Source organism: Streptomyces sp. NPDC060027, assembly GCF_042737005.1.
GTDB lineage: Bacteria > Actinomycetota > Actinomycetes > Streptomycetales > Streptomycetaceae > Streptomyces.
In genome coordinates, this window is sequence record NZ_JBHWVI010000229.1 from 1 (window position 1) to 14,003 (window position 14,003).

General features: G+C 72.7%; 12 protein-coding genes. 2 read left to right on the forward strand and 10 right to left on the reverse strand.

Going from position 1 to position 14,003, the window contains the following annotated elements:
* Positions 1 to 61 precede the first annotated feature (61 nt).
* The 3 genes from ACFWBT_RS35815 to ACFWBT_RS35825 form a co-directional block, all read right to left on the reverse strand.
* Positions 62 to 1,054: a DUF2510 domain-containing protein gene (locus tag ACFWBT_RS35815; RefSeq protein ID WP_385707131.1), complete on the reverse strand. Its 993-nt coding sequence runs from the start codon at positions 1,052 to 1,054 to the stop codon at positions 62 to 64.
* A gap of 96 nt (positions 1,055 to 1,150) precedes the next feature.
* Positions 1,151 to 2,305 (reverse strand): anhydro-N-acetylmuramic acid kinase, encoded by a 1,155-nt coding sequence (locus ACFWBT_RS35820; protein WP_385707132.1) that lies wholly within the window; start codon positions 2,303 to 2,305, stop codon positions 1,151 to 1,153.
* Positions 2,306 to 2,309: 4 nt separating this feature from the next.
* Complete coding sequence (locus tag ACFWBT_RS35825; protein ID WP_385707133.1) at positions 2,310 to 3,596, reverse strand: MFS transporter; 1,287 nt, start codon at positions 3,594 to 3,596, stop codon at positions 2,310 to 2,312.
* 259 nt (positions 3,597 to 3,855) lie between these two features.
* Here ACFWBT_RS35825 and ACFWBT_RS35830 point away from each other — a divergent pair, with 259 nt between their 5' ends.
* A complete protein-coding gene (locus ACFWBT_RS35830) occupies positions 3,856 to 6,522 on the forward strand; it encodes an ATP-binding protein (protein ID WP_385707134.1) in 2,667 nt (888 codons plus the stop codon).
* A gap of 217 nt (positions 6,523 to 6,739) precedes the next feature.
* Here ACFWBT_RS35830 and pcaD read toward each other — a convergent pair whose 3' ends face one another.
* The 7 genes from pcaD to ACFWBT_RS35865 are packed head-to-tail and all read right to left on the reverse strand — an operon-like array spanning position 6,740 to position 13,200.
* The gene (gene pcaD, locus ACFWBT_RS35835; RefSeq protein ID WP_385707135.1) at positions 6,740 to 7,882 is read right to left on the reverse strand and encodes a 3-oxoadipate enol-lactonase; all 1,143 of its coding nucleotides are present in this window, start codon (positions 7,880 to 7,882) and stop codon (positions 6,740 to 6,742) included.
* Entirely contained in the window at positions 7,879 to 9,228 is a 1,350-nt protein-coding gene (gene pcaB / locus ACFWBT_RS35840) for a 3-carboxy-cis,cis-muconate cycloisomerase (RefSeq protein WP_385707136.1), read from the reverse strand. The genes pcaD and pcaB overlap by 4 nt, the downstream gene beginning before the upstream one ends.
* A complete protein-coding gene (gene pcaG, locus ACFWBT_RS35845) occupies positions 9,225 to 9,788 on the reverse strand; it encodes a protocatechuate 3,4-dioxygenase subunit alpha (protein ID WP_385707137.1) in 564 nt (187 codons plus the stop codon). Before pcaG ends, pcaB begins: the two co-directional genes overlap by 4 nt.
* 2 nt (positions 9,789 to 9,790) lie before the next feature.
* The gene (gene pcaH, locus ACFWBT_RS35850; protein ID WP_385707138.1) at positions 9,791 to 10,561 is read right to left on the reverse strand and encodes a protocatechuate 3,4-dioxygenase subunit beta; all 771 of its coding nucleotides are present in this window, start codon (positions 10,559 to 10,561) and stop codon (positions 9,791 to 9,793) included.
* A 10-nt stretch (positions 10,562 to 10,571) separates the two neighbouring features.
* Positions 10,572 to 11,774, reverse strand: a complete 1,203-nt coding sequence (locus ACFWBT_RS35855; RefSeq protein ID WP_385707139.1) for a thiolase family protein — start codon at positions 11,772 to 11,774, stop codon at positions 10,572 to 10,574.
* Complete coding sequence (locus ACFWBT_RS35860; protein WP_385707140.1) at positions 11,771 to 12,418, reverse strand: CoA transferase subunit B; 648 nt, start codon at positions 12,416 to 12,418, stop codon at positions 11,771 to 11,773. Before ACFWBT_RS35860 ends, ACFWBT_RS35855 begins: the two co-directional genes overlap by 4 nt.
* Positions 12,418 to 13,200, reverse strand: a complete 783-nt coding sequence (locus tag ACFWBT_RS35865) for a CoA transferase subunit A (protein WP_385707141.1) — start codon at positions 13,198 to 13,200, stop codon at positions 12,418 to 12,420. The genes ACFWBT_RS35860 and ACFWBT_RS35865 overlap by 1 nt, the downstream gene beginning before the upstream one ends.
* A gap of 243 nt (positions 13,201 to 13,443) precedes the next feature.
* Between ACFWBT_RS35865 and ACFWBT_RS35870 the strand changes: the two genes are divergently transcribed.
* Positions 13,444 to 13,908, forward strand: coding sequence for a MarR family winged helix-turn-helix transcriptional regulator (locus ACFWBT_RS35870; RefSeq protein ID WP_385707142.1), 465 nt, complete (start codon positions 13,444 to 13,446; stop codon positions 13,906 to 13,908).
* Positions 13,909 to 14,003: the final 95 nt, after the last annotated feature.

Consider the following 14,003-nt stretch of genomic DNA (forward strand, 5'->3'; position numbering starts at 1 on the left):
AGGAGCGGGTCGGGGCCGCCCGCTCCGCGCGGGGCCGGGAGAGGGCCGCCCGGCGGTGCGCCTAGACGTTCTGCCCGTTGCCGCCCGCCCCGGACGCCACCTTGATGCCCTTGGTGATGGTGTCGATCACCGACTGCTCGGGAGCCTTGGAGCTGACGTCGACGCCGAAGCGCACGACGACGAGCGAGGCGGAGTCGGCGGGGGAGGGGAACACGAGCGATTCGACGTAACCGTCGTCACCCTTGCTCGTCACGACCTTCCAGCGAACCATGTAGCCCTTTTTACCGGCCACCGTGACCGCCTTCGAGGCGAGCTGGGTGTGCGAGGTGATCGAACCGTAGCCCTTGCCGTACGACTCCTCGGCGTTCGCGGAGATGTCCTCCTTGGCCGCCGCTTCCGCCGTCGTGGACTTCAGCTTCAGTGCCGTCGCCGGGGCCGAGTAGGCGCCGCCGCGCTGGCAGTTCTTCGAGGTGTCGCCGGGGCACTTGTAGGTGTCCTTGGTGGCGACCGAGGCGGAACCCGCGCGGCTCTCACCGGTCCAGTCGTCCGGCACCGGGATGCTGATGCCGTTGTAGACGTCCGTGGCGTAGCCGTCCTCGGTCTCCGGCCGACCCGACTCGCCGGGCGCCGGCGCCTGTCCGCCGGAGCCGCCGGAGTCCCCAGGGGTGCCGCTCGGGCCGTCGCTCGGGCCGCCCTGTCCGTCGCCGGGTCCGCCCCGGCCGTCCGGCCCGCCGGGTCCCTGGGAGGCCGCGCTGCCGCCGCCTCCGCCGTCGTCCTTGGTCAGCGCGTACACGCCGCCGCCGATGCCCGCGAGGACCGCGATCGCCGCGGCGATCGCTATGCCCATGCGCAGCCCGCGCCGCGGGGAACCCGGGGCGAGGGCCGGATACGGTCCGGCGGCCGGCGCGTATGCCGGGGGACCCCATGCTGCGGCCGACCCGACGGGGCGGACCTGGTCCGTCCATGCCTTACCGTCCCACCAGCGCTCGGTGGCGGGAGCGTCATTCGTCTGCCCGGGGTCGGGATACCAGCCGGGGGGAGTCACCTGCGTCATGGACCCACCGTATGAGTCCAGGGTGAAAGGCGGATGAGAGGGTTCCCCCGAAGCCCGCTCCGGGGCCCGGCCAAGGGGTTCCCGCGAGGCCCCGGCTCACTCCACGACGAGCCGCGCGGGTGCCCGCTCCGCCCGCGCCGGCAGCCGCAGCCCGTCCCGGCCCGGCGTGATCGAACCGAGCACGCTGGGATGGCGGGCCCCGGTGCTCGCCGGTTCGGTGCCCGCCAGGCCGTGCGCGGTCAGGAAGCCGAGGACCGCGAAGGCGTACGCCTCCTTGGCGGAAGCGGGGAGCCCGAGCTCGTCGGAGGTGCGCAGCGCCACTCCGGGAAGCTCCGCGGCCAGCATCGCCATGAGGACCGGGTTGCGCGTGCCGCCGCCGGAGGCGATCACCTCCGTGGCCCGCACCGACCGCACGGCGTCCGCGACCGTCCGGGCGGTGAGCCGGGTGAGGGTGGCGATGACGTCCTCGGCGGTCAGTCTCCCGAACCCGGCCAGCGCGTCCCACAGGTAGCCGAGATGGAACAGCTCCTTGCCGGTCGTCTTGGGTGCGGGCAGCGCGTAGTACGGCTCCGCGAGCAGGCGCCGGAGCAGGGGATCGTGGACGCTGCCGCGCGCGGCGAGGGCGCCGTCCACGTCGTGGTCGAGGCGCCCTCCGCTCAGTCCCCGCGCCGCCGCGTCGAGCAGCGCGCAGGCGGGGCCGGTGTCGAAGGCGGTCCCGTCCGGTGCGGTGAGGTTGGCGATGCCCCCGAGGTTGAGTGCCACCGGTGTACCCGGGCGGCCGCGCAGCCACAGCAGGTCGACCCGGCTCACCAGCGGCGCCCCCTGTCCGCCCGCGGCGATGTCCCGCGGCCGGAAGTCGGCGACCACCGGCAGTCCGGTCGCCTCGGCGATCCAGGCGGGCTGCCCCAGCTGGAGGGTGCCGTGCACCTGCCCCCGTTCGGCCCAGTGGTAGACGGTCTGGCCGTGCGAGGCGACCAACTCGGCCCGCCCGTCGCACAGTTCACGGTCGGTGCGAACGGCCGCCGCCGCGAAGGCCCGGCCGATCAAGGTGTCCAGCCGGCACACCTGGGCCAGGTCGGTCGGGGCCGGTGGCAGCGCGTCCGCGAGCGCGTCGCGCAGTGCCGCGTCGTACCCTTCGCTGACATGGCCGAGCGGCCGCAGGACGAGGACGTCCGCGTCGAGCTCCAGATCCACGGCCGCCGCGTCGATCGCGTCGAACGACGTACCGGACATCAGGCCGATCACCCGCACGCGCTCACCTCCCTTTCTCCGTACGGAGCGTGGCGAGCGCGAGCGCGCTCACCGCGCAGGTCGCCGCCGCGTAGTACCCGGGGATGTGGACGCTCCCGGTCCGTTCGGCGGTTTCCGTGATGATGAGCCCGGCGCAGCCCGAGAACACGGCATTGGACAGCGCGTAGGCGAGTCCGAGACCCGTGCAGCGCACGCTCGTCGGGAACATCTCCGCGAGCATCGCGGGCCCCGGTCCGGCCATCAGCCCGACGACGGCGCCCGCCGACAGGACGGCGAGACCCTTCACGGCGTTCGAAGTGCCGCTGTTCTGAAGGAGGTCGAGCAGGGGGATCGACAGGACGGTGACCAGCACGGCGCCGGCGAGCATCACCGGACGGCGTCCGATCCGGTCGCTCAGCAGGCCGGCCGGGAGAATCGTGGCGGCGAAGCCGAGGTTGGCGAGGACCGTGGCGAGCAACGCCTCCCGGAAGGTGGTGCCCAGGGTGCTCTGGAGGTACGCGGGGAGCACGACGAGGAAGGTGTAGCCCGCCGCGGACCAGCCCATGATCCGGCCCGCGCCGAGAGCGATCGCCCGGACCACCTCGCGTGCCGGCGGCCGTTCGCGCGCGTGCTCGTGGGCGAACGACGGCGTCTCGTCCAGCCGCAGCCGGAGCCACAGCGCGCCCAGGCCGAGAGGCAGAGTCAGCAGGAACGGCAACCGCCACCCCCAGTCGCCGAGTTGAGCCTCGCTGAGCACGGTGGCCAGCAGCGCAGCCACGCCGGCACCGCCCAGCAGACCGAGCGCCACCGTGAACGACTGCCAGGCCCCGTACAGTCCGCGTCGGCCGGGTGGCGCCGACTCCGTCATCACGGAGACCGCGCCGCCGAACTCCCCGCCCGCGGACAGGCCTTGGACCGCCCGGAGAAGGGTGAGCAGCCACGGGGCCAGGGCGCCCGCGGTGGCGTACGTGGGCAGGGCGCCGATCAGGGTGGTCGCGGCCGACATCAGGACGATGACCGTGATCAGTACCGGCCGTCGTCCGACACGGTCCGCGAGCCGCCCGAACAGCGCGGCCCCCACCGGCCGGAAGAAGAACGCCAGTCCGAAGGACGCGTATGTCTTCACCAGCGCCTCGGCCTCGCCTCCGCCCTCCGGAGTGAAGAAGCGGGCCGCGATGATCGTCGCGAAACAGCCGTAGACGCCGAACTCGTACCACTCGATGAAGTTGCCCACGGAGCCCGCGAAGAGGGCTCCGCGGGAGTCCCCCGACCGGAGGGCGCGCAGGTCGGAGTCGTGCGCGGGAGCGCTCATGCCGGTTCCTCCCGGGGGCGTGCGGGGCCGGGTGGTCACGGCTCCGCGATGAGACCGATGGAGGAAAGTTACCGTCATTTTGAGGGCTGCTGACTGTCGATAACTTTCACGGAGGCTGATGGGTGCCCGGCGGCGTCGACTCCCGGACACCGCCGTCACTCGTCTCGGCAACTGCTGCCGGGTCCCGCCTCCGCCGCGGCTCGCAGGGGGCTAGGCTCATGGGAGTTACGTCGTTTGGGCGACCTGGGGAGGTAGCGGGATGACGGAGGTACGACCCGGAGCGGTCGTCTCGGCTTCCCTGTGGGAGCGCGATGAGGAGGTCGCCACCCTCGAAGAGGCGATCACCGCGCTGCGCGCGGACTCCGCGATCTCGGGCAGCCTGTTGATGGTCAGCGGCGACGCGGGACTCGGCAAGACCGCTCTCCTCGCGGAGGCACGCCGGATCGCGGAGAGCAACGGCTGCACGGTGTGGTCGGCACGCGGCGGCGAGACCGTCACGTCCGTTCCCTTCAATGTCGTACGGCAGTTGCTCCAGCCCGCCCTCGTCTCGCTCCTCCCGGAGGAGGCGCGCGAGTACCTGGGCGACTGGTACGACATCGCCGGCCCCGCCCTCGGCATAGCCGAACCGGGTGACCGGCAGCCCGACCCGCAGGGTGTCTGCGACGGTCTGGTCGCCGCGGTACGCCGGCTCGCCAAGCGGGAATGGCCGCTCGTGCTGCTCATCGACGACGCGCACTGGGCCGACCAGGAGACCCTGCGCTGGCTCGCCGCGTTCGCCGAGCGCCTCGACGACCTGTCCGTCCTCGTCGTGGTCGCCCGCAGGCCCGGCGGGGTCACCGGTGAGAGCGCCCGGCTGCTCGACGCGGTGGCCGCCGAGGCCCCTCCCGTCTCCACCCTGAGCGCGCTGACCCCGGCCGCCGCCGAAGGACTCACCCGCGCCACGCTCGGCGAGCACGCGGACGCGCCCTTCTGCCGCGAGGTGTGGGCGGTCACCGGCGGCAACCCGTACGAGACCGTCGAACTGCTCGCCAAGGTCCAGGACAGCGAACTGGAGCCGAGCGAGGGCTCGGCCGCCGACCTGCGGGACCTGAACCGCTCGGCCCGCGGCCGCGGACTCGTCGCCCGCCTCGAAGGACTCGGCATCGACGCCACCCGGTTCGCCTGGGCGGCCGCCATCCTCGGCACCGGGATCTCCCTCGACCTCGCCGCCCAACTCGCCGGAATGCCCGACGACGAGGCCAACCGCTGCGCCGAACTGCTGGGCGCCGCGCGCATTTTGACCACCGTCGGATCCGCGAACGGCCACGGGCACGACGACGACCTGGAGTTCGTGCACCCGCTGATCGCCACCGCGGTCTACCGCTCGATCCCGGACGCCCTGCGCACGGCGATGCACGGGCAGGCCGCCTGGGCGGTCACCGAGTCCGGACGAGGTGCCGCCGCGGCCTCCCGCCACCTGCTCGAAGTGCATCCGGACGACGATCCCGAGCTCGTCGAGCAGATGCGCGAGGCCGCCCGCGAACACCTGGCCGTCGGCGCCCCGGACGCGGCCCGGCGCTGCCTGGAGCGCGCGCTGAAGGAGCCACCGCTTCCCGAGGTGCACGCGCGCGTGCTCTACGAGCTGGGCTGCGCCACGCTCCTGACCGCGCCCTCCACCACCATCGGCCATCTGCGGGCCGCGCTCGAACGGCCCGGCCTCGAGGACACCACGCGGGTGGACGCGGTCTTCCGGCTCTCCCAGGCGCTGCTCCACAACAACCAGCTGGACGAAGCGGTCCGCACGGTCGACGAGGAGGTCGAGCGGCTCGAACCGGGACCCGCCCGGATGCGGCTCCAGGCCGTGCACTACATGTGGGAGGGCATCCACGCGGGCGAGGAACGCTCCGGACACTCCAGCGGTCTCGCGGAACTCGTCGCGACCTGCACGGGGCGCGACAACTCCGAGCGCGCCCTCCTCATACTGCGCGGCTTCGACGCGATGACCCGCGGCGAGAACGCCGAGGAGGTCGTGGAACTCTGCGACCGCGCCCTCGTCAACGGCCGCCTCGCACCCGGACTCGCCTGGACCGACACCGAGTGGGGCGTCGAACTCCTCCTCATGCTGGGCAGCGCGTACGCCTACGCCGACCGGCTCGACCGGGCCGAGAGCCTGTTCAGCGAGGCCCTGCACGCCTATGTGAAAGCGGGCTGGAGCGGCGGCCATCAGTCCCTGGCCAACGCCTACCTGGGACTCGCCCTCCGCCGACGAGGCCGCCTCGCCGACGCGGAGCACTACCAGCGCGAATCCCTGCGCCTCGCGGAGCGCGTCGGACGCGGCCTGCCCCTGTACTGGTCGGCCACCTGCGGGCTCATCGACACCCTGCTGGCCCGCGGTCACGTCCAGCAGGCCGCGGAGATCGCCGAGCGCTACGGCTTCGCACCTCCGTACCCCGCCACGATCGTCCTCCCCGACACCCGCTCCGTGCGCGGCCGTCTGCTGCTCGCCGTCGGCCGCACGAAGGAGGGCATCAACGAACTGGAGGCGGCGGAGAAGGCAGCCGGCGCCCGGGGCCACCACAACACGGTGCTCGCACCCTGGGCCGTGGACCTCGCCAGGGCACTCGCCACGGAGGATCCTTCGCGTGCCGCCGCCCTGGCGGGTGACGCCCGTCGCCAGGCCGAGCGGTTCGGCACCGACACGGCGATCGGCGAGGCGCTCCGCTGCGCCGCGGCCCTCGAGACCGGCCAGCGCGCGGTCCGGCTGGCGGCCCAGGCGGTCACCTACCTGGATGCCTCCCCCTGCCAGTACGAACACGCGGCCGCCCGCATCGAGTACGGCATCGCCTCCCGCTCGGTGACGGAACTCAACAAGGGCCTGACGCTGGCGCGTACCAGCGGCGCGGACGGGCTGGTGGCGAAGGCGGAGGCGGCGCTGGCGGGCCTGTAGCCCGCTGCGGGCGCCCGGCCAGGCACCGAGCACCCGCTTCCGCCGGGCCGCGAGCATCGCGGCGCCCGTTCATCAGGGGGGCCTGCGAGGAGTGCGGCCGTTCATCAGGGGGGCCTGCGAGGAGTGCGGCCGCTCATCAGGCGGCCCCGTGAGCAGTGCGGCGCCCCCTCATCAGGCGGGGCGAGAGCCATCCCGGGCCGGGCTCCCGCCCATGAGGTCACTCCGGGCGGGCGCCGCCCTCCGCGTCCCCTTCGGCCAGCACCCGCTGGGCCACGGCGAACGCCGAATTGGCCGCAGGGACACCGCAGTAGACCGCTGTCTGCAGCAGCACCGCGCCGATCTCCTCGGGCGTGAGCCCGTTGCGCCGCGCCGCCCGGACATGCATCGCCAGCTCGTCGTAGTGTCCGTGCGCCACCAGCGCGGTCAGCGTGATCATGCTGCGTTCGCGGCGCGCCAGCGTCGTATCGGTCCAGATCTCGCCCCAGGCATAGCGCGAGATGAAGTCCTGGAAGCGGGCCGTGAACGGGCTCTGCCGCGCCTGCGCGCGGTCCACGTGCTCGTCACCGAGAACCTGACGGCGGACCTCCATGCCGCGCCGGGCGCCCCCCGCCGAGAAGTGCGCCCGCAGGGCTGTCAGCACGGCCTCCGGGCACTGCGCGGGCGCCAGGTGGGAGGCGCCCGGGATCTCGACGAGCGCCGCGCCCTGCACCGCGTCGGCGATCTCCCGCAGATGCGCGGGCGGCGTCGCGGGGTCCTCGCGCCCGGCGATCAGCAGGGTCGGCACGGTGAGCGAGGACAGCCGGTCCCGGATGTCGAACGCGGCCAGGGCGTCGCAGCAGGCGGCGTACGCCCCCGGGTCGGCTCGGTGATGGTCCTCGACCAGCTCCGGCACGGTGAAACCGGCGGTGAACCAGCGGGTGTCGGCGGTCGCGGCGACGGGCGCGAGTCCTTCGCGGCGCACCAGTTCGGCCCGCTCCTCCCAGGGCTTCGATCCGTCGAAGTGGGCCGAGGAGCAGATGACGGCGAGGGACGAGAGCCGATCGGGGTGGTGGACCGCCAGATGCAGACCCACCGCGCCGCCGAGCGACACACCGGCGTACGAGAAGCGCTCGATGCCAAGGGAGTCGGCCAGCTCCAGCACGAGCGCGGCCAGGTCGGCGACGGTCGCCCCCGGTCCGATCAGGTCGGCCGGAGAGCCGCCGTGTCCGGGAAGGTCCCAGCGCACCACCCGGTGGGTGACGGACAGTTCGGGCGCGACCCTGTCCCACAGGGCGTACGACGTCCCGAGCGAGGGGCCGAGGAGCAGCGGGGGAGCGGTGGCCGCTCCCTCGGTGCGGTGGTTGAGCAGCTTCACGGTCAACGTCGCTCCAGAGCACGGTCGGTGAGGACTCCGGCGGAGCCCGTGTAGCGAGTGGGGTCGGTGAGGTCCGCGAGGTCGACGTCCGGGAGGTCCGTGAGGCCGGGCTCCTCGCCGAGCACGTCCGCGAGGGGCCGCCGCTCGGCGACCGCCCGTTCGGCGGCTCGCGTCAGCAACTCCTTGGCGGGCGCCCGGCCGAGCACCGGGGCCAGTTCGGCGGCCAGTCGCTCCGAGACGATCAACCCATGGGTGAGGTGCAGGTGTTCGCGCATGGCTTCGGCGTTCACGCGCAGCCCCTCGGTCAGTTCGGCCGCGTCGCGTGCCGCTCCGCCGACCACCCGGAGCAGATCGCGCAGGGGCTCCCACTCGGCGTGCCAGGCCCCGGCCGGCCGTTCGTCCTCGGCCGTCATCGCGCCGTACAGCGTGGCCGCGAGCAGCGGCGCGCGCCGGGCCGCGGCGGCCACGAGCGTGGCCCGCACCGGGTTCGCCTTGTGCGGCATCGCGGACGAGCCGCCGCCCGACCCCTCGGCCAGCTCGGCGATCTCCGTGCGCGAGAGGGTGAGCACGTCGGCGGCCGTCTTGCTCAGCGCGCCGGCCGTGAACGCCAGCGCTCCGGCCAGGTCCGCGATCGGCGTGCGCAGGGTGTGCCAGGGCAACACGGGCTCGGCCAGGCCCAGTTCGCGGGCGTACGCCGCGGTCAGGGCCCGGGTGTCGTCCGCGCCGAAGACCGTGAAGGCGGCCAGGGTGCCCGCCGCGCCGCCGAGTTGGGCGGGCAGCGAGGACCGCACGGCCCGCACCCGGTCCCTGGCGTCGAGCACCAGCGACCGCCACCCCGCCGCTTTGAGCCCGAAGGTCGTCGGCACCGCGTGCTGGGTGAGCGTGCGGCCCGGGAGCACCGTGTCCCGGTGCTCCTCCGCCAGCCGGGCCAGGGCCCGCTCGGTGCGGTCCAGGTCGCTCAGGACCAGGTCCAGGGTGCGGGCCGCGACGAGCATGCTGGCCGAGTCCAGGATGTCCTGGCTCGTCGCGCCCCGGTGGACGTACGGGCCGAACTCCGCCGGGACGGCGGCCGTCAGGTCCGCGACCAGGGGAATCACCGGGTTTCCGCCGCCCCGGGCGCGCAGTGCGATCGACGCGACGTCGAAGTCCCCGGCGTCGGCCGCCGAGGACACCGCCGTCGCGGCGTCGGCCGGGGCCAGCCCCAGCGACGCCTGGGCCCGGGTCAGCGCGGCCTCGGCGTCGAGCAGCGCCCGCAGATACGCGGTGTCGCTCGTCGCGGCCGACGCCGGGGAACCCGCCCGGCCGGGGGCGAGCAGGCCGGTGTCGGACGCGACGGGGTCGGCAGCTGTCACTGGAACTCCAGGAAGACCGTTTCGCCTTCGCCCTGAAGGCGGATGTCGAAACGGTACGTCCGCAGCGCGCCCTCGGCCGCGATCAGCGTGGCGCGCCGCTCGGCCGGCAGCGCGTCGAGCAGCGGGTCCGTGCCGTCGGCCAGATAGGCGCGGGTGAACAGGTGGTGTGTCAGACCGCGCGCGAACACGCAGACGCTGATGTACGGCAGGCCCGCGTTGCCCGGCGGCAGTGTGCGCAGCGCGTAGTGCCCGTCGGCGTCGGTGGCGACGCGGCCGAAGCCCGTGAAGTCGATGCCGTTGCGGCCGAGGAAGCCGCCCGTCGACGGGTCGCGGCGCAGGGAGCCGGGGGTGCCCGTCAGGGAGCCGTCGGGCGCGGCCTGCCAGAAGTCCAGCAGGGCGTCGGGGATCGGTGTGCCCGCGCCGTCGTAGACATGGCCGTGCAGGGTGATCGTGTCGGGGTGGCCCCGGGGCGCGATCTCGCCGCCGCCCGGGAAGGGCAGCGCGTGGCCGTAGAAGGGGCCGATGGTGTGGGAGGGGGTGGGAAGCAATCGCTCGGTCATGCTCAACGGCCTTCCTCGATCCAGGTGGCGGAGGGACCGTCGAGGACGATGTCCCACTCGTAGCCCAGGGAGAACTCGGGCCGCGAGAGATCGTGGTGGTAGGTGGCGATCAGTCGGTCGCGGGCCGCCTCGTCCGTCACGGACCGCAGGATCGGGTCGTAGGGGAACAGCGGGTCGCTCGGGAAGTACATCTGGGTCACCAGCCGCTGGGTGAAGGCCGTGCCGAAGACCGAGAAGTGGATGTGGGCGGGCCGCCACGCGTTGGTGTGATTGCCCCATGGGTAAGGTCCCGGCTTGATCGTGGTGAACGCGTACCTGCCCTGATCGTCCGTCAGGGTGCGCCCCACGCCGGTGAAGTTGGGGTCGAGCGGCGCCGGGTGCTGCTCGCGCAGATGGGCGTAGCGTCCGGCCGCGTTGGCCTGCCAGATCTCGACGAGCTGACCGCGCACCGGACGGCCGTCGCGGTCGAGCAGCCGGCCCGAGACGGTCATCCGCTCGCCGATCGGCTCACCGCGGTGCTGCAGGGTGAGGTCGTTGTCGATCTCGGTGATGTCGGTGACCCCGAAGACCGGGCCCGACAGCTCGACCGTCTCGGGGTCGCCGCCGCTCACGGCGACCAGCGGCTGCTTCGGGTGGCGCAGCCCGGAGCTGCGGTAGGGGGCGTAGTCGCGAGCGGGGTGGTGCCGCACGGGCGCGCCGCCGGCCACCGCCTTGTCGTAGGCGTCCTGGAGATCCTTGATCTCGACGTCGATGTCCGACTGAGTCAGAGCCATGGCCGAGTTCCTAGCGTTCGAGGACGAGGGCGAGACCTTGGCCCACGCCGATACAGAGGGTGGCGACACCAACTCCGCTTCCCTTGCGGGCGAGTTGGTGGGCGACGGTGCCGACGAGCCGGGCACCGGAGGCGCCGAGGGGGTGGCCGAGGGCGATGGCGCCGCCCTGGGGGTTGAGGATCCCGGGGTCGAGCTCGGGCCATTCGGCGACACAGCCGAGGACCTGGGCGGCGAAGGCCTCGTTCAGTTCGAGTGTCGACAGATCGTCAAATCCCTTGCCCGACTTGGCGAGCGCGCGGTTCACGGCCTCGACGGGGGCGAGTCCGAAGTACTGCGGGTCGACCGCGGACACGCCGGTGGCGGAGATGCGGGCGAGGGGTTCGCGGCCGGTGGCCTCCAGCCCCTCCGCGTCGACCAGCAGCAGGGCGGCGGCGCCGTCGTTGAGGGGCGAGGCGTTGCCCGCGGTCACGGTGCCCCCTTCCGTGCGGAAGGACGGCTTCAGCCGGGCCATGGCATCGAGGGACGCGTCGGCGCGTACGCACTCGTCGGCGCCGAACACGACCGGGTCGCCCTTGCGCCGGGGGAGGGACAACGGGGCGATCTCGGCGTCGAACAGGCCCTCTTCCCGGGCCCGGGTCGCCTTCCGGTGACTGCCGAGGGCGAACTCGTCCTGCTGCTCGCGTGTGATCTTGTGCTTGTCCGCGACGAGTTCGGCGGATTCGCCGAGCGGGATCGTCCACCGCGGTTCCATCCGCGGATTGACCATGCGCCAGCCGAGGGTCGTGGAGTACAGCTCGGCGTGTCCGGCGGGGAACGGCCGGTCGCTCTTGGGCAGGACGTACGGGGCACGGGTCATCGACTCGACGCCACCGGCCAGGGCGATCGAGGCGTCGCCGAGCGCGATGGCGCGGGCCGCCTGGATGACGGCTTCGAGCCCGGAGGCGCACAGTCGGTTGACGGTCACGCCCGGCACGGAGGTCGGCAGCCCGGCGAGGAGGGCGGCCATCCTGCCCACGTTGCGGTTCTCCTCGCCCGCGCCGTTGGCGTTGCCGAAGTACACGTCCTCGATCCGCGCCGGGTCCAGCTCCGGGCTCCGGGCGAGGAGTTCACGGATGGCGTGGGCGGCCAGGTCGTCCGGGCGGACGGCGGCCAGCGAGCCGTTGTACTTGCCGACCGGCGTCCGGACGGCATCGACGATGTAGACGTCCTTCACGACGGGATCTCCTCCACGACACGGACCTCGGCGGCGGTCTTCGCCCTGATCTCCTCGGCTGTGACACCCGGCGCGGTCTCCACCAGCAGGAGTCCCCCGTCGGTGACGTCGAGGACGCCCAGATCGGTGATGATCCGGTTCACACACGCCTTCCCGGTGAGCGGCAGCTCGCACTCCCCAAGGATCTTGGGCGAGCCGTCCTTGGCGGTGTGGGTCATCACCACGATGACCGTACGGGCCCCGTGGACGAGGTCCATCGCGCCGCCGATGCCGGTGATCATCTTGCCGGGGACGGCCCAGTTGGCGAGGTCGCCGCCCGCCGAGACCTGCATCGCGCCGAGCACGGCGACGTCGATGTGCCCGCCGCGGATCATCCCGAAGGACAGCGAGGAGTCGAAGTACGAGGCGCCCGGCAGGACCGTGACGGTCTCCTTGCCCGCGTTGATGAGGTCGGGGTCGACCTGGTCCTCGGCCGGGTAGGGGCCGGTTCCCAGAATGCCGTTCTCCGACTCCAGGATCACCTCGACGCCCGCGGGGAGGTGATTGGGGATCAGCGTCGGCAGGCCGATGCCGAGGTTCACGTACTGGCCGTCCGTGAGCTCGCGCGCGGCACGGGCGGCCATCTCTTCCCTGCTCCAGGCCATCACTCGCTCACCGTTCCGTCCGCCGCGGACGTCGAGACCGTCCGCTTCTCGATCATCTTGGCTCTCGCCTGCCCGGGAGTCAGGGCCACGACGCGCTGCACGAAGATGCCCGGCAGATGCACCGCGTCCGGATCGATCCCGCCCGGCTCCACGAGTTCCTCCACCTCGGCGATCGTCACCCGGCCGGCCATCGCCGCGAGCGGGTTGAAGTTCCGGGAGGACTTGTTGAACACGAGGTTGCCGTGCCGGTCGCCCTTCGCGGCCCGTACCAGGGCGAAGTCGGTGCGGATGCCGTGCTCCAGCACGTACGGGGTGCCGTCGAACTCGCGCACCTCCTTCGGCGGGGAGGCCAGCGTGACGCCGCCGTGGCCGTCGTACCGCCACGGCAGTCCGCCGTCGGCGACCAGCGTGCCGACTCCGGCGGGCGTGTAGAAGGCGGGAATCCCGGCACCGCCCGCGCGCAGCCGCTCGGCCAGCGTCCCCTGCGGGATCATCTCGACCTCCAGCTCGCCGGCCAGGTACTGCCGGGCGAACTCCTTGTTCGCGCCGATGTACGAGCCGGTGACACGGGCGATCCGCCCGGCGGCGAGCAGGATCGCGAGCCCCGAGCCCATGGCCCCGCAGTTGTTGGAGACCACCCCGAGCCCCTGGACGCCGCGCGTGTGAAGGGCCTCGATCAGCACGTTCGGGACACCGCCGAGGCCGAATCCGCCGACCGCCAGTGTCGCGCCGTCCGGTACATCGGCCACCGCCTCCAGTGCCGTGGCGACCACCTTGTCCATCCGTGAAGCCTCATCTCTCCCGCGTGTCCAGCATCAAATTAATCAGGGCACTGATTAATTCTCCGAGGTTCTCAACACGCTGCCACCCTGGCTCCTGTCCGTCAATACCTCTGATGAAGGCCAGATCGGTGAGAGTCCCGTACACCGGGACAAGCGCAGACGTGGCAGGTATTGTTCAGTGCACCAACGAATTCGACCTGGTGCGGCGCGGGCGCATGCGCGTCCCGGACCCGAGGAGCGCACATGGCCGCGGTGGACCTCTCCACCCACCCCGGGCACCTGGCCCGGCGACTGCAGCAGGCGCACTACCTGCTGTGGAACACGATGGTCTCCGAGGAGATCACCTCGCCCCAGTTCGCGGTCCTGAACGCGCTCGTCGCCGAGCCCGGCCTCGACCAGCGCACGGTGGGGGAGCGGGTCGGGCTCGACCGGTCCACCATCGCCGAGGTCATCAGCCGGCTCGGGCGCCGTGCTCTGCTGGACAAGGTGCGCGATCCCCAGGACGGACGGCGCTTCCTGCTCCGCCTCACGGACGACGGACTGCGCACCCACCGCAAACTGACCGTCCGTACAGCGCGGATGAACCAGGTCTTCCTGGCCCCGCTCTCCGCCGAGGAGCAGACGCTGTTCTTCGACCTCATCCAGCGGGTCTCGGACGCCGCCGAGGGGCTCCGCAATCCCGCGGACCCCCTCGGCGCGCAACGCTAGAGTGCCGCGGCAGGCAACGTTTGCCCGTCAAGGAGCGGCGCCCGGTGCGTGCTCTCGGTGTGCCGGCCGGAAGTCCTCGTACTGGATGTACTTGG

Coding starts and splice junctions, on each gene's coding strand:
- pcaG (WP_385707137.1), bottom strand. CDS start 9,788: ATGACCGAGCGATTGCTTCCCACCCCCTCCCACACCATCGGCCCCTTC.
- ACFWBT_RS35815 (WP_385707131.1), bottom strand. CDS start 1,054: ATGACGCAGGTGACTCCCCCCGGCTGGTATCCCGACCCCGGGCAGACG.
- pcaH (WP_385707138.1), bottom strand. CDS start 10,561: ATGGCTCTGACTCAGTCGGACATCGACGTCGAGATCAAGGATCTCCAG.
- ACFWBT_RS35830 (WP_385707134.1), top strand. CDS start 3,856: ATGACGGAGGTACGACCCGGAGCGGTCGTCTCGGCTTCCCTGTGGGAG.
- ACFWBT_RS35860 (WP_385707140.1), bottom strand. CDS start 12,418: ATGGCCTGGAGCAGGGAAGAGATGGCCGCCCGTGCCGCGCGCGAGCTC.
- ACFWBT_RS35870 (WP_385707142.1), top strand. CDS start 13,444: ATGGCCGCGGTGGACCTCTCCACCCACCCCGGGCACCTGGCCCGGCGA.
- ACFWBT_RS35825 (WP_385707133.1), bottom strand. CDS start 3,596: ATGAGCGCTCCCGCGCACGACTCCGACCTGCGCGCCCTCCGGTCGGGG.
- ACFWBT_RS35865 (WP_385707141.1), bottom strand. CDS start 13,200: ATGGACAAGGTGGTCGCCACGGCACTGGAGGCGGTGGCCGATGTACCG.